General features: G+C 67.6%; 14 protein-coding genes. 7 read left to right on the plus strand and 7 right to left on the minus strand.

Annotation, left to right across the window (positions count from 1 at the left end; genetic code table 11):
• Positions 1 to 52: 52 nt before the first annotated feature.
• The 3 genes from KXS11_RS05790 to KXS11_RS05800 form a co-directional block, all read right to left on the minus strand.
• Positions 53 to 673 carry a hypothetical protein gene (locus tag KXS11_RS05790; protein WP_437384601.1) on the minus strand — a complete coding sequence of 207 codons (621 nt, stop codon included), beginning with the start codon at positions 671 to 673 and terminating at the stop codon, positions 53 to 55.
• Between the two features lie 20 nt (positions 674 to 693).
• Entirely contained in the window at positions 694 to 1,962 is a 1,269-nt protein-coding gene (locus tag KXS11_RS05795; RefSeq protein WP_437384602.1) for an ammonium transporter, read from the minus strand.
• Between the two features lie 158 nt (positions 1,963 to 2,120).
• Entirely contained in the window at positions 2,121 to 2,792 is a 672-nt protein-coding gene (locus KXS11_RS05800) for an HAD family hydrolase (protein ID WP_437384603.1), read from the minus strand.
• Positions 2,793 to 2,925: 133 nt separating this feature from the next.
• On the opposite strand from KXS11_RS05800, the gene KXS11_RS05805 reads away from it, so the two are divergent.
• The 6 genes from KXS11_RS05805 (at position 2,926) to KXS11_RS05830 (ending at position 9,706) form a co-directional block, all read left to right on the plus strand.
• Positions 2,926 to 3,771, plus strand: coding sequence for a hypothetical protein (locus tag KXS11_RS05805; RefSeq protein WP_437384604.1), 846 nt, complete (start codon positions 2,926 to 2,928; stop codon positions 3,769 to 3,771).
• A gap of 174 nt (positions 3,772 to 3,945) precedes the next feature.
• Complete coding sequence (locus KXS11_RS05810; RefSeq protein ID WP_437384605.1) at positions 3,946 to 4,986, plus strand: LacI family DNA-binding transcriptional regulator; 1,041 nt, start codon at positions 3,946 to 3,948, stop codon at positions 4,984 to 4,986.
• A 217-nt stretch (positions 4,987 to 5,203) separates the two neighbouring features.
• Positions 5,204 to 6,457, plus strand: coding sequence for an ABC transporter substrate-binding protein (locus tag KXS11_RS05815; protein ID WP_437384606.1), 1,254 nt, complete (start codon positions 5,204 to 5,206; stop codon positions 6,455 to 6,457).
• 90 nt (positions 6,458 to 6,547) lie between these two features.
• A complete protein-coding gene (locus KXS11_RS05820; protein ID WP_437384607.1) occupies positions 6,548 to 7,498 on the plus strand; it encodes a carbohydrate ABC transporter permease in 951 nt (316 codons plus the stop codon).
• The gene (locus KXS11_RS05825) at positions 7,495 to 8,391 is read left to right on the plus strand and encodes a carbohydrate ABC transporter permease (RefSeq protein WP_437384608.1); all 897 of its coding nucleotides are present in this window, start codon (positions 7,495 to 7,497) and stop codon (positions 8,389 to 8,391) included. Before KXS11_RS05820 ends, KXS11_RS05825 begins: the two co-directional genes overlap by 4 nt.
• 55 nt (positions 8,392 to 8,446) lie before the next feature.
• Positions 8,447 to 9,706, plus strand: a complete 1,260-nt coding sequence (locus KXS11_RS05830) for a family 1 glycosylhydrolase (protein WP_437384609.1) — start codon at positions 8,447 to 8,449, stop codon at positions 9,704 to 9,706.
• 9 nt (positions 9,707 to 9,715) lie between these two features.
• On the opposite strand, the gene KXS11_RS05835 is transcribed toward KXS11_RS05830, so the two are convergent.
• Positions 9,716 to 10,135: an Lrp/AsnC family transcriptional regulator gene (locus KXS11_RS05835; protein WP_437384610.1), complete on the minus strand. Its 420-nt coding sequence runs from the start codon at positions 10,133 to 10,135 to the stop codon at positions 9,716 to 9,718.
• A gap of 70 nt (positions 10,136 to 10,205) precedes the next feature.
• Here KXS11_RS05835 and KXS11_RS05840 point away from each other — a divergent pair, with 70 nt between their 5' ends.
• The gene (locus tag KXS11_RS05840) at positions 10,206 to 10,844 is read left to right on the plus strand and encodes a LysE family transporter (RefSeq protein ID WP_437384611.1); all 639 of its coding nucleotides are present in this window, start codon (positions 10,206 to 10,208) and stop codon (positions 10,842 to 10,844) included.
• Positions 10,845 to 10,882: 38 nt separating this feature from the next.
• Here the strand turns inward: KXS11_RS05840 and KXS11_RS05845 are convergent, their stop codons facing one another.
• The 3 genes from KXS11_RS05845 to KXS11_RS05855 form a co-directional block, all read right to left on the minus strand.
• Complete coding sequence (locus KXS11_RS05845; protein ID WP_437384612.1) at positions 10,883 to 11,830, minus strand: PhzF family phenazine biosynthesis protein; 948 nt, start codon at positions 11,828 to 11,830, stop codon at positions 10,883 to 10,885.
• 135 nt (positions 11,831 to 11,965) lie between these two features.
• Complete coding sequence (locus KXS11_RS05850; protein WP_437384613.1) at positions 11,966 to 12,490, minus strand: hypothetical protein; 525 nt, start codon at positions 12,488 to 12,490, stop codon at positions 11,966 to 11,968.
• Between the two features lie 304 nt (positions 12,491 to 12,794).
• Positions 12,795 to 13,826, minus strand: a complete 1,032-nt coding sequence (locus KXS11_RS05855; protein ID WP_437384614.1) for an ABC transporter substrate-binding protein — start codon at positions 13,824 to 13,826, stop codon at positions 12,795 to 12,797.
• Positions 13,827 to 13,898: the final 72 nt, after the last annotated feature.

The following is a 13,898-nucleotide window of genomic DNA, read 5'->3' on the forward strand; positions in this document are numbered from 1 at the left end:
CGCCGCCGTGCGTTCGGCGCCGCGCCCTGCGAACGATGCAGGACGGTCGGGGTCAGCGGTACCGCGGCGGGACGGCGAGCGGCGCTGACACGAGCGCGGCGCCGCGCGGGACCTCTCCCCCGGCGAACGGGATCGGTTCGCGGAGCGCGAGGACGATCCGGAGGTCGTGAGCTGCTCCGAAGACGTCGTCCCGAGGGCGGAACGAGAAGGCGGGTGGATCCTCGTCGGCGGTGAAGCTCAGCAGGATGATCGCGCTCGCCCCCGACGCGCGCAGCGGCGGCCTGGAGAGCAACAGTGTGGGCGAGCGTACGGTGAGCACTTCGTCGCGATGGAGCACACGCTCGACCGCACCGCTGTGAACGCCCACCTGCGGTCCAGCGAACCCGACGATCGAGTGGCCCATGCCGTCGTGGGCGGCGATCGTGCCGGTCGCGTCGCGGAGCTCGACGAGGCGGAGCTGCCAGCGGACGCGACCGTGGGTGTCGACGCTCGTCCAGATGTCGCGGATACTGCCGCGTCCTCGGTCGAGGGGTTGACGCACGAGGTCCGCGAACTGGATGAGCCTGAGCGGCACATCTCGTCCATCGTGACGGTCGGGTGTCCGTGAACCGACGTCGACGAGGACGAGAGGTGCGGGAGCTGCGGCGGGGTGGGCCGCAGCTGCCGCGTACATCTCGTCCCCGTCGGGTCGGGTCAGGGCTTGGCGTCGGTGAGGACGTAGCCCTCTTCGCCGTGCACGACGGTGTCGATGCCCGCGATCTCGTCCTCGTTCTTGATTCGGAAGCCGATCGTCTTCTCGATCGCGAACCCGATGATGAAGGCGAGCACGAAGGAGTAGATCAGCACGGAGAACGCTGCGATCGCCTGAACCAGCAGCTGTGAACCATCGCCGCCCATGAAGAGCCCGGTGTTGTTCGCGAAGAACCCGAGGTAGAGGGTTCCGATGAGGCCGCCGACGAGGTGGATGCCCACGACGTCGAGGGAGTCGTCGAAGCCCAACTTGAACTTCAGTTCGATCGCCAGGGCGCAGACCACACCGGCGACGACGCCGAGCACGATGGCCCAGATCGGGTGCAGCGAACCGCAGGCGGGGGTGATCGCGACGAGGCCCGCGACAGCACCGGACGCCGCACCGACAGAGGTGGGCTTGCCGTCCTTGATCTTCTCGACGACGAGCCAGGCGAGGAGTGCCGCGGCGGGAGCTGCGATCGTGTTGACGAACACCAGGGATGCTGTGCCATCCGCCGCGAGCTCGGAGCCGGCGTTGAAGCCGAACCAGCCGAACCAGAGCAGTCCGGCGCCGAGCAGGACGAAGGGTGGGTTGTGCGGGACGTAGGCGCCCTTCTTGAATCCGACCCGGCGACCGAGCACGAGCGCGAGGGCGAGGGCGGCCGCACCGGCGTTGATGTGGACGGCGGTACCGCCGGCGAAGTCGATGACGCCGACGCCGAAGACGTCCTGCAGGCCGTGCGTGATCCAACCGCCGTACGCGAAGCTGCCGTCGTCGGCGAGGCCGAAGTTGAAGACCCAGCTGGCGACCGGGAAGTAGACGACCGTGGCCCAGATGCCCGCGAAGATCAACCAGGAGCCGAACTTCGCGCGATCGGCGATGGCTCCGGAGACGAGCGCGACCGTGATGATCGCGAAGGTGGCTTGGAACGCGACGAACGCCATCGGCGGGTAGGCCGCACCGTCAGGTGTCTCCAGCGCGGCCGTCAAGCCGATGTTGGAGGTGTCGATCGCCCAGGGTGCCACGGTCCCCTCCGCGCCGGGGAACGCGATGGCATACCCGTAGAGCACCCACAGCACCCCGATGAGGCCGAGTGCGCCGAAGCTCATCATCATCATGCTGATGACGCTCTTGGCCTTGACGAGACCGCCGTAGAAGAACGCGAGTCCTGGGGTCATGAGCAGCACGAGCGCCGCTGCCAGCAGGATGAACGCGGTGTTTCCTTGATCCATTCGAGGTGCCTCTCCGCAGGGACGCCGCAAAAGCGCGTCGGGTAGCACCAGCGTGCCACTCGTGTGTTTCACCCCCGCACACGGCATGTTTCGAGCAGATTGCAGTCGGAGCGTGAGTGACGGTGGGTGCGCCGTCCTCGGCCGCCGCTGCGCCGCGTTCAGTCCCGAGCGACCGACGTCTCGCCGGCGAGATGCCCGACGAGGTCGCCCAGACGGCCGAGCAGTGCGTGTCGGGCGTGGGTGGGCGGTTCCTGATGACCATGACGGAACCGGATGAAGCGGACCTGGAGAGCGTCGGCGATCTCCTCGTCGTGGTTCGTGTCCCCGATCATGACCACGTGTCCGGGGTCGTGGCCCGATGCCGTCAACCAGCTCTCGACGACGTGTTCCTTCGAAGCCGCGTAGACGTCGGTGATGCCGTGGATGCGGGCGAAATGGTGCTCGATCGCGTGGGGTGCCAACTGGCGTGCGAGGGTGTCCGCCGGGGTTGCGGAGATGAGGACCTGTTCGACGCCGAGTCGGTCCACCGCGGCCAGCGTCGAACGTGCTTCGGGGTGCAGCGACGCTGAACGGACACCGGCGGCGAACAGCGCGAGGTACTCATCTGCTGCTGCAGGGAAGTCCGCTCCGTCGACGCCGAGCCGTTCGTAGAAAGCGCGGATGGGGAACCCGAAGACGCGACGGTAGGCGTCCTGATCTGGTATCTCCGCCAGGTGGCGCTGCCGAAGGACCGTGTTCATCGCGGTGCGAGCCACTTCGACGTCGTTCAGGAGTGTCCCGTTCCAGTCCCAGCAGACTGCGTGGATGGTCCTGTTCCCGATGTCCGCCATGTCGTCGAGTGTCACACGATCGGCCGACACTCCTGCGCGCGCCTGATGACGAGGTGCTCCGGCAGGTCGACCCGGTCGGCGTCCCGCCGCGGGCCTCCCGCTAGGCTCGGTTGCAGAATTGGGGGATTCATCGATGCCGAACCAGCGGAGACGTCCGATCGTCGTCGGCCTGGCGATCGTCGTCGCCCTCCTCGTCGGCGGCGTCCTGGTGTTCCGGGCCTGCGCGCCGATGACGGTGGCGTCGTGGGGCGCGACGTCCGAGCTCGAAGCCGTCGTCGGCGACCGCGCGACGGTCAGGGCGTTCGCCGTCGATCAGAGCTTCACCTCCCCGGAGCGGTGCGAACTCCGGGTGTCCGTCCGCGAGGAGACCACCGTCGACGACCTCGGCGGCCTGCTGACGGACATCGCGCCCGCCGATCGGTACGCGCCGTGCACGGTCACGACGGTGGAGCTCGGCAACCGCTCGCTGCTGTTCATCGAGGGTCTGCCCCGGTTCAGCCGCGAGCAGTGGACGGCGATCGCGGATCACCTCACGCGTGGACCCGGGGTGATCTCGGTCGGCACTGAGCTGTCGCCGTCAGTGGTCAGCCCCGACCTCTCAGGCTCGGACGTCGAGGGCTACATCGCATCGCTCCGCGCGTCGCTGGCAGGCGAGCGCCTGGAGGAATCGATCGGCCCGATCCGGTGGAGCTCCTCGTGGAAGCTCAACGGCCCGCCCTACCACTCCGTCGACATCGAATCCACCGGGACGCCTCCAGCGGAGCTCGTCGCCTTCCTCGAGGCGATGGTCCCGTCGCTCGAGGCTTCGGATCGGTCGATCGGCATCCACGTCGACGGCACCGGCACCGCTCCCCTCACCCGTGTCGAACTCCCCGAACCGGATGCGGCGCTCGAAGCGGACATCGCTGCTGCGTTCGCGGCGAGTGGCATGCCCGGCGAGCTCGTGACCGACTCGGGCGACGACGCCAGCAGCGGCTGACGTCGGCCCGACGCGAGGATGTGGTCTCCAGCGTCTGTGCGGCGAGGAGGTTCCTGGCGACGAACCCTCGGCACACGGGACGAGCCCGCTCACGTCACCCGTGCGGCACGCGCAGCGAATCCGCCAGGATTCGTTACGGTTGACCTCGACGATGAGCGCAGGACGAGGTGAGACATGAGTTCCAATGGCGGATCCGTGACGATGCAGGACGTCGCGTCCCTTGCGAAGGTCTCGGTGAAGACCGTGTCCAACGTCCTCGCCGACTACGAGCACGTGTCGGAGAAGATGCGTGAACGGGTCCTCGCCGCCGTCGCGGAGCTGAACTACGAGATCAACGTGTCGGCACGGAACCTCCGCACCGGGCGCACACAGGTGATCGGACTCGCCGTTCCCGAGCTCAGCCAGGCGTACTTCGCCGAGCTCGCCGATGCGGTGATCCGGGCCGCCCAGGAACGGAACTACACGGTCCTCATCGAGCAGACGACCACCGGCGGCCCCGATGAGATCGCGACGGTCGCCGCGATGCGTCGACACGCGATCGACGGCGTGATCTTCAGCCCGTTCGCCCTGGAGGCGGGCGACCTCGGCAGCCTCGACGTCGACTTCCCCGTGGTCGTCCTCGCCGATCGCGATGCAGGGAGCCCGGCCGATCACGTGACGATGTCGAACCGTGAAGCGATCAAGGCGACCACGAACCACCTGATCGACTCGGGACGCTCGCGGATCGCCGTGATCGGGGCGAACCCCCACGATCCGATCGGCACTGCGGCGATGCGATTCCGAGGATACGCCGACGCCCTCGGCGAGCACGGCCGCCAGGTCGACGACGCCCTCGTGTGCTCGGTACCGCTCTGGCACCGAGCGGACGGCGCTGCAGCGATCGAGGCGCTCATCGAACAGGGCACCCCGTTCGACGCCGTCGTCTGCTTCAACGACGCGCTCGCACTCGGCGCCATGGCGAGCTTGCAGCGCCTCGGCCGTCGGGTGCCGGAGGATGTCGCCGTCGTCGGATTCGACGACATCGAGGACTCGCGGTTCTCGACGCCGACCCTCACCACCATCTCGCCGGGGCGGGAAGCGACGGCCCGCACGGCCGTCGACTCCCTGGTGCGTCGCATCGAGCAGCCCGAGCTTCGAGGCGAGCCGGTCGACACCGCCATCGACTTCCAGCTCGTCGTCCGGAACTCCTCGCGATCAACCAGCCCGCTCCCCTGACCAAAGCTTCCCCCGATCTGCGCTTGCTCCCGATCTGCGCTTGCTCCCGACCTGCGCTTGCTCACGATCTGCGCTTGCTCCCGATCAGGGCTTGACGTCACCGATTCCATCGATTACCGTCACTTTTACATCGATGTAAAAATGTCCTCGAAACACCAACCTCAGCCTCCGCGACAACGACGTCGGAGCAGATTGCGGGTACACAGTGAAGAAGCTGATGGTCACGGCGGCAACCGCCGGACTCGTCCTGGCGGGGCTCTCCGGATGCTCTGCCGACACCGCCGGGAACTCCTCCGGCCCCATCGAACTCACCTTCTGGCACGGCTACACCGAAGCCGACGGTGACGTGCTCGATTCCATCGTGAAGGACTTCAACGAGTCGCAGGACGACGTGAGGATCAGCACCGAGACCAAGACCTGGGCCGTCATCGACGACACGCTCCTCCCCGCACTGTCGTCCGACACCGGGCCGCAACTCGTCGCCATGCCGGCCGAGCGACTCCCCGTCTACGCGTCGAAGAAGGCTCTCGTCAGCCTCGACGACTTCTACGCCTCCGACACCAGCAACACCTCGGAGCTCAACCCCGAAGCCGTCGCGATGGAGACCGTCGGAGGCTCGATCTACGGTGTTCCGACCGGGTTCGTCCCCCTCTCCGTCTTCTACAACAAGGCTCTGTTCACGGCAGCTGGCATCACCGAGTTCCCGAGCACCTGGGACGAATGGGTCGACGCCGCAAAGCGGATGACCATCGATGAGGACGGAGACGGCACACCCGAGCAGTACGGCCTCGTCCTCCCCGACCATGGCACCGTCGGGAACGGACTGTGGGCGAGCCTCTTCGAGGGCAACGGCGGCTCGATCACGAGCGACGACGGCACGAAGGCCACCGTCGACTCGCCGGAGAACATCGAGACCCTCGAGTACTGGTCGTCGGCCATCAACACCGACAAGATCTCCCCCACCGGCGTCGACGGCATCGGTGCCGACAAGCTCTTCACCTCGGGGAAGGCCGCCATGCACGTCGGTGGGCCGTGGATGGCTTCCGTTTCGAAGGACGCCGGCATCGACTACGGCATCGCAGGGATCCCGGCAGGACCCGAGGCTCAGGCCGCCTCCGCCATCGGCGTCTCGATGGCGGTCACGGCGCAGGCCAGCGACGCCGAGCAGGCCGCCGCCGAGAAGTTCCTCGCCTACTTCAACGAGAAGTCCGTCGCCACCGACTGGTCGCTCGGCTCGGGCTGGCCGCCCCTCCGCACGGACATCACCGCTGCGGACGTCTCCTCGAACCCGACCGTCGCTGCGCTCACCGAGCACGCCGACACGAGTCGTGCGCTGCTTCCCGGCGTCGTGCAGAGCACAGACGTGCTTGCCGCCGTGGATGAGGCCACGCAGAAGGCCGTCGCCGGCGGGAACGCCGAGGAACTGCTCAAGGCGGCCCAGGACAAGGTCACAGCGGCGCTCGGCGAATAGCTCCATCCCCGGGCACCTGGTCGCGAAACCGACCAGGTGCCCGCCTCCTCACGAACTGCGGGCTGCGGCCCGCCGCGGAAAGCTGAATCCATGTCTACCTCGACCCTCAAGTCACCCCGGCGGTATCGCCCGCCAGCGCAACTCGGTGGGCGCACGCCGCTCGGCGCCTCGTTCAAGCGTCGTGCGATCATCGTCGGCTTCCTTGGACCGGCCATCCTCATCCTCGGGGTGTTCGTCGGCTGGCCGATGATCTCAGCACTCCGGCTGTCCTTCACCGACGCGAGCGGATTCGGCCAGGAGGAATGGGTTGGCCTCGACAACTACATCCGGGTCTTCGCGGACTCCGACATCCTCCGGTCCATCGGGAACACCGCGGTGTACGCGGTGATGTTCACCCCTGTCGCGATCATCGCGGCCCTCGCGCTGGCTCTCCTCGTGAACCACCCGAGGCTTCCACTGCGCGGATTCTTCCGGACGACGCTGTTCCTCCCGTTCATCGTGTCGCTCGCGGTCGCGGCCTTCGCCTGGTCCTACCTCCTCGATCCGCAGATCGGTCTGCTCAACTATTGGCTCCAGGCGATCGGCATCCGGATCGGGAACGTCCTGCAGGATCCCGTGCTCGCCATGCCGACGGTCGTCCTCGTGGCCGTCTGGAAGAGCTTCGGCTTCTACATGGTGATCTTCCTCGCCGGTCTGCAGGAGATCCCCACGAGTCTCTACGAGGCCGCCAAACTCGACGGCGCCGGGGCGTGGCAGCGCTTCAGGAACGTGACCCTGCCCATGCTCGGCAACACGATGGCGTTCGTCGTGATCGTCGCCCTCATCGCGGCGCTGCAGGCGTTCGACCAGATCTACGTGCTCACCGGCGGTGGCCCCTACCGGAGTACGCAGACGATCGTCATGGAGATCTACAGCTCGGGCTTCAAGGACCTGGAGCTCGGGTTCGCATCCGCCCTCTCGTACGTGCTCCTCATCGCCACGCTCCTGCTGAGTCTCGTGCAGTACCTGTTCCTCGGACGCAAGACGGAGGCGGTCTCATGAGCGCGACACTCGAGCGACCACAGACCGCCAGCCCACGAGGCACGCGACGACACCCTCGGCCGCGACCGAAGCGCCGCATCGATGTCACTCGCTGGCTGTTCTTCGGGGCGTTCCTGGTCGTCACGCTCGCCATCATGCTGCCGATCATCATCATCGTGCTCACCGCGTTCAAACCGGTGGCCGAGGTGAACGCCTACCCGCCGACCCTGCTCCCGGCGGAGTGGACGTTCGACAACTTCACCCGGATCTTCTCCGACCTGCCGTTCCTGCGCTTGATCGGGAACAGCATCGTCTTCGCCGGCGGGGTCACGGTGCTCGCGCTGGTGTTCGACTCGCTCGCCGCGTACGCGCTGGCCCGACTCGACTTCCGCGGTAGCAACGTCCTCCTCATCGTGATCATCGCGAGCCTGATGATCCCGTTCCAGGCGACGCTCATCCCGATCTACCAGCTCGTCTCGGACCTCGGTTGGGTGAACACCTTCTGGGGTCTCATCCTCCCGCGAGCGGCCGATGCGTTCGGCATCTTCTTCCTCCGGCAGTTCTTCGTCTCACTCCCCCGCGACCTCGACAACGCGGCGCGCATCGACGGCGCGTCGGAGTGGCGCATCTTCCGGAGCGTCATCCTCCCGAACGCGGTGCCCGCGCTCCTCACGCTCGCGATCTTCACGTTCGTGAACAACTGGAACGACCTGCTGTGGCCGCTGGTGTTCACGACGGAGTCCGAGATGGGCACCATCACCTCCGGTCTGACCCTCCTGACCGGGCCCGGCGGCATCATCCCGCAGGGCGTGATGATGGCCGGATCGCTCATCGCGGTGCTCCCGCTCGCCATCATGTTCCTCCTGGTCCAGCGCCGATTCATCGAGAGCGTTGCGAGCACCGGGCTGAAATGACCTGCGGCGCCCCGCATCCTCGACCTCCCGCGTCCACGACAAGAAATGAGCACCGATGAGCTGGTTCGACGACGGCCGACTGCACTTCGCACTCGGCATCGAGGACACCTTCGTCCCGCAATCCCGACCGGGTGAGCGCGCGATCGACGAGTACGAACTGACCGAGCACTACGAGCAGTACAGCGGGGACCTCGCACTCGCGAAGGGCGTGGGTGCGGAGATGATCCGGTGGGGCGTTCCCTGGTACCGCGTGGCGCCCGAGCAGGGCGTGTGGGACTGGTCCTGGGTGGACGGGGTCATGGAGCGCTTCGCCGAACTGGAACTGCGACCGCTCGTCGACCTGCTGCACTACGGCACGCCGCTGTGGTTGGATCGACAGTTCGCGAACCGCGACTACGCCGAACACGTCGCCGAGTACGGGCACCGCTTCGCCGAGCGCTACCGCCACGTCGCGACCGACTACACCCCGGTGAACGAGCCGACGATCCACGCGCTGTTCTCTGGTGAGTACGCGTACTGGCCGCCGTACCTCTCGGGTGCTGAGGGCTTCACGACCATCGCGGACGCCCTGGCGACGGGGTTCATCAAGACGCAACGCGCGATCAGCGACGCGCTCGGCTCTGCGGCGACCTTCATCCACGTCGACGCCGGCATGCGGTACAGCGGTGACGTCGATGCACCAGAGCACCGCGCGACCGTCACCCGGCTGCGCGAGCAGTCGTTCCTCGTCGAGGACCTCGTCACCGGTCGGGTCGACGATCGCCACCCGTTGTTCGAGCAGCTGACGCGGGGCGGCATGCCGGAGTCGTCGCTCGCCTGGTTCGCGGAGCACCGTGTGCAACCCGACGTCATGGGCGTGAACTACTATCCGCGTCACTCCACGGAGGTGTTCGAGGCGGGCGTCCACCACGGCGGAGGGTTCGCGGACCCTCGCCCGTATGAGGATGCGGGGACGGAGGGACTCGCGGAGGTGCTGCTCTCCTACGCTGCGCGCTATGGCGCACCCGTCATGCTGACGGAGACCTGCGTGACCGGGACGGTCGACGAGCGGGTGGAGTGGATGGATGCATCCGTCGCGGAGGTCGAGCGCCTTCGTGAGCAGGGGCACGACGTCGTCGGATACACCTGGTGGCCGCTCTTCGACATGTACGAATGGACCTACCGGCACAGCGAGGCGCCACGCGCGGACCACCTGCTGACGATGGGCCTCTACGACCTCGTCGAACGACCGGGCGGACCACTGGAGCGCCGACGGAACGCTGTCGCCGACCGCTACGCCAGGCACGCCTCGCGGCAGCTGGTGCGCGCGGACTGAGGGGGTCGCTCAGCGCAGCGCCAGGCGGGTCTGCGTGTGGGTCGCGCCCCCGTCGTTCTTGAAGCTGCGGAGGAGCCGGTCGAGCGCAGAGGTGCCCGCCACGCGAACGTGCACCAGGTAGTCGTAACCACCCGTGACGTGGACGGCATCCCTGACCTCCGGGATGCGCTGGGTCCACGCGAGGAACTCCTCGGAGTCGCGCCCCGGGTCCAATCGCACGTCGATGAACACTTCGAGCCCCTCGGCAGGCTCATCCGCGTCGGCGCCCAGAATGACGCGGTAGCCGAGGATCACCCCGGCAGCCTCGAGCCGACGCACACGGGTCGCCGTCGCATTGGTGCTCAACCCGATGCGACGGCCGATCTCGCTGAACGAAGCTCGGCCGTTCAGCCGCAGAACCTCGATGATCTCACTGTCTTTCGCATCCATACGAGCAATTGTCTCGCACAACTGACGGATCGCACTGTCGCCGCGGACTGCGTGCTCCAGAGTGTTCCGCATGGACATGCACGTCGCGCTCATCTCGGGCATCATCGCCGGCCTCGCCCTCGCGGCACCCCTCGGAGCGATCGGCGTCCTCCTGGTGCAGGAGGGCGTCACACGAGGACTGCGCGGCGGCATTGCCAGCGCCGCCGCTGTGGCCACCGTGGATGTGTTGTATTGCACCGCCGCCGTCACGGCGGGAGCGCTGGCCGGTCCGATCGTCCGAGGATGGTCACCATGGCCACAGCTCGTGGGTGGCGGCGTGCTCTGTGCAATGGGCCTGCGCAGCATCCTGAAGGTAGGACGCGCGAGCGGGCACGCCGTCGACCAACCCGTGCGACGGCGTCGGTCCGCGCTCGGACGCTACACGCTCTTCCTCGGCTTGACGGCGCTGAACCCCGCCACCCTCGTCTACTTCGCGGCGATCCTCACCGCGCTCGGCACGATCACCGGCTCGCCGGCGACCGCCATCGTCTTCACCGCTGGCGTGGGGGTCGCGTCATTCGCGTGGCAGGCCCTGCTCGTCGCCCTCGGCGCACTGCTCGGACGGATCACCGGAACGTCGTTCCAGAGGTGGACAGCGATCATCGGGAACGGCCTGGTCATCGTGCTCGGCGCACTGCTGATCGTGCACGGCCTCGGGTCAGACTGGTGACGCTCGATTTCGACGACCCGCCAACGCGTCGAAGCTCATCAGGTGCCGGGTGTCCGGATCGGTTGGGCCGTTCCGCTCACGGTGATGCCGCCGGTCGAGGGAACATCGACGATCAGCAGACTGGGCGCCCCGACGTGGCGACCCTGCTTCACGAGGATGCGTGCCGGAGGGTGGACCTCCCCGAGCGTGCGCAGATGGGCGCCGAGCGAGGCGGCGGCCGATCCCGTCGCCGGGTCCTCGGTGATGTCGCCGACCGGGAACAGATTGCGCGCCTCGACGACGAGGACGCCGGATTCTGCATCACTCTGCCGACACACGACGGTGACCGTCCCCGCCCAACCCTGCTCATCCATCAAGGCGCGCACCGCCGCCGGTTCGAACGCGAATGCGTCGAAGACAGCTTGCTCTCGGACAGCGACAACCGGATGCCAGTTGCCGGCGAACGCCTCGCGGAGTGGCCAGCGCTCGTCGAGATCTGCCGGTTCGAGCCCGAGCAACCGCAGGAGACGATCGGCGACGCCGGTGTCGAGGTCGCGAACAGCGGGCTCGACGCTGGTGAACGACGCGATCACCCGGTCCGCGCCATCCGTGTCGATGGCGGTGGTGTCCGTGCGTGCCGTGTGGATCGCGACGACGCCGACCGGGGTCTCGACCGCGAACGCTCCGACCCCGCGCAGCTCAGCGAGCGCGACCGCCGTCGCAATGGTGGCGTGACCGCAGAACGGCACTTCGGCCCCTGGCGAGAAATACCTCACGCGCACATGGCGATCATCACCGTCAATGGCCGGGTCCACGACGAACGCCGTCTCCGCGTACCCCACATCAGCCGCGGTGCGCTGCATCTCCTCGTCCGTCATCGCCGACGCGTCGAGCACCACGCCCGCAGGGTTGCCGCCGCCCTCCTCCGCGGCGAAAGCGCTGAGCCGAAGCACCTCGGGAGCGACGGCTGAGCTCCGCGCGTTCGATGATCGGCGGTGTTCTGTCATGACGACAGTCTCGCGCACCGGGCCGTCGCGCCGCTCGGGCCAAACCGACCCGGCCGGCCCACGTCGACCGCGGCGCTCCGCAAGCGGCGATCAACGGGGCAGGCATGAACGTCGCGCTGCGGGTGTCGGAGCCTCTCAGACCTGCATCATCCGCATGACCGTGAGCACCCCGTCGGTGACGATGAGCTCGCGCAGTTCTGAATAAGCGTGTCGGAAGCGCGGCTCGACCGCCAGTTCGGCGAACACGTCCGCGACGCGAAGGAGCGAGCCGGGGAGGTCACGTTCTTCGCCGGCCGCAAACCGGAGCACGTCGGCCTGGTGGTCGACGACGACGACCGGCGCACCGGTCTCGTCCACCCCATCGAGCAACACACTCCAGGCGGCGACGACGAACGCGGCGTGGCGCACCGACCCTCGCGAGGCGCACTGCGACCGTATCGTCGGGACGAATCGCCGGGCGACAACGTCGGACGCATGGACAAGGTGTCGCGCGAGCAGATCGGCCGAGGTCACCGTCGCGCACCGAGCGAGAACCTCCTCCGCCCTCGATCGAACATCGATCGACAGGTCTCGGGCACCGGGCGAGTCCACGCCAGCACCGTCGGTACGGCGGAGGCTCGGCACGATCTCTTCGAGGAGCAGTCCTCGGAGAAAGCCCATCACCGCGGGTCAGCGAGACATGTCAGCGACCGAACGGCGCCCCGCGAGGACGCCAATGGTCGCCAGAGAGAACCCGACCGCGTCGAGCATTCCGAACTCGAGATCCAGGAGGTGGCCGGTCGACGTCTCGGGCGCGATGCCCCCAGGCTCTCCCCCGACGTCGGCTCCAGCCCGCGCCATGCTGCAGGTTTCGTTCATCATGGTCCTTCCGAACCTTCTGGCTCCCAGCGGACACCGGCCTGACCGCCGAGGATCCGAGCCCCGGAGGGGGCCGGGACTCGGATCGGCTTCGATCATGCTGCGGTCAGCACTCGTCCTTGTAGAAGTACTTCGAGATCTCCGGGTCACCCGCGTTGGCTGTCGTCGCGATGACGTTCTCGAGCTCCGTGTTCCGGACGATCTCGTCGTCCTTGCCGGTGAGCGCCGCGTAGGCGTACTGGACAGCGAGTTTGCCCTCGGTGGCGAAGTCCTGCACCACCAGGATCTCAATGCTGCCGTCCTCGAGGAGCTTCACCGTCGCGGGTTCCGCGTCGTATCCGGCAACGTGGATGCTGCCCTGTTTGCCGGCCGTGTCGATCGCGTTGGCGGCACCGGTCGCGGAGTTGCCATTCACTCCGAAGACACCGGAGAGGTCCGGGTTCGCGAGCATGAGTGCGTCGACCTGCGAAGCGGCGGTCGCGACGACGGACTTCGAGTACTGCGGCTCAAGCACCTTCACGTCCGGGAAGCTCTTGGCCATCTCCTCCTGGAAGCCCTTCATGCGGGCATTGTCCGTGCTCGCGCCCGGCGCTCCGCTGATGATCGCAACGCTGCCGGTGCCGCCGATCGACTCCCCGAGCGCCTTGGCCGCAGCCGCGCCACCCTGCTCGTTGCTCGAGGTGATTTCGGCGGTGAGCTTCGACGGGTCGGTCAGAGTCGTGTCGAGGGCGAGCACCGGAATGCCGGCCGCGACGTACTGGTCGACGACTGGCGCGAGCGCGGTGCCGTCGGTGGGGGTGAGGAGCAACGCCGACGGATTCTTCGCGAGCAACGACTGCACGATCGGCAGCTGCAGGGCGGGATCCCACGTGGTGGCACCCTGGTACTCGAGTTTCACGCCCAGCGAGTCGGCCTCGGCGAGCGCGCCGCAGTACATCGTCCGGTACGCGGGGTGGGTGGTGAGGCCGGGAACCATGTAGATGGTGTAGTCCCCGTCAGCGGCGGCGCTGCCGCCAGCAGCTGCGGGAGCGCTGCCGGGCGTCTGCACGCAGGCGGCGAGGGATGCCAGAAGCCCGGCTGACAGGACGAGCGCGCCGACCGTGCGGAGCGTTCGGATGGTGGGGGTGGTGGGGGTCATGATGCTGTTCCGTTCTGGAGCCGCCGTTGGCTCCGTCGAGAGTGCTGCAGTGGTGGGGTGGTGATGGGTCGG

The sequence above is a fragment of the Plantibacter flavus genome (genome assembly GCF_051487245.1).
GTDB lineage: Bacteria > Actinomycetota > Actinomycetes > Actinomycetales > Microbacteriaceae > Plantibacter > Plantibacter flavus_B.

What these genes read in the sequence shown, in the direction of transcription:
- KXS11_RS05790 (WP_437384601.1), bottom strand. Translation starts at nt 673, where the DNA reads ATGTACGCGGCAGCTGCGGCCCACCCCGCCGCAGCTCCCGCACCTCTC.
- KXS11_RS05795 (WP_437384602.1), bottom strand. Translation starts at nt 1,962, where the DNA reads ATGGATCAAGGAAACACCGCGTTCATCCTGCTGGCAGCGGCGCTCGTG.
- KXS11_RS05800 (WP_437384603.1), bottom strand. Translation starts at nt 2,792, where the DNA reads ATGGCGGACATCGGGAACAGGACCATCCACGCAGTCTGCTGGGACTGG.
- KXS11_RS05805 (WP_437384604.1), top strand. Translation starts at nt 2,926, where the DNA reads ATGCCGAACCAGCGGAGACGTCCGATCGTCGTCGGCCTGGCGATCGTC.
- KXS11_RS05810 (WP_437384605.1), top strand. Translation starts at nt 3,946, where the DNA reads ATGAGTTCCAATGGCGGATCCGTGACGATGCAGGACGTCGCGTCCCTT.
- KXS11_RS05815 (WP_437384606.1), top strand. Translation starts at nt 5,204, where the DNA reads ATGGTCACGGCGGCAACCGCCGGACTCGTCCTGGCGGGGCTCTCCGGA.
- KXS11_RS05820 (WP_437384607.1), top strand. Translation starts at nt 6,548, where the DNA reads ATGTCTACCTCGACCCTCAAGTCACCCCGGCGGTATCGCCCGCCAGCG.
- KXS11_RS05825 (WP_437384608.1), top strand. Translation starts at nt 7,495, where the DNA reads ATGAGCGCGACACTCGAGCGACCACAGACCGCCAGCCCACGAGGCACG.
- KXS11_RS05830 (WP_437384609.1), top strand. Translation starts at nt 8,447, where the DNA reads ATGAGCTGGTTCGACGACGGCCGACTGCACTTCGCACTCGGCATCGAG.
- KXS11_RS05835 (WP_437384610.1), bottom strand. Translation starts at nt 10,135, where the DNA reads ATGGATGCGAAAGACAGTGAGATCATCGAGGTTCTGCGGCTGAACGGC.
- KXS11_RS05840 (WP_437384611.1), top strand. Translation starts at nt 10,206, where the DNA reads ATGGACATGCACGTCGCGCTCATCTCGGGCATCATCGCCGGCCTCGCC.
- KXS11_RS05845 (WP_437384612.1), bottom strand. Translation starts at nt 11,830, where the DNA reads ATGACAGAACACCGCCGATCATCGAACGCGCGGAGCTCAGCCGTCGCT.
- KXS11_RS05850 (WP_437384613.1), bottom strand. Translation starts at nt 12,490, where the DNA reads ATGGGCTTTCTCCGAGGACTGCTCCTCGAAGAGATCGTGCCGAGCCTC.
- KXS11_RS05855 (WP_437384614.1), bottom strand. Translation starts at nt 13,826, where the DNA reads ATGACCCCCACCACCCCCACCATCCGAACGCTCCGCACGGTCGGCGCG.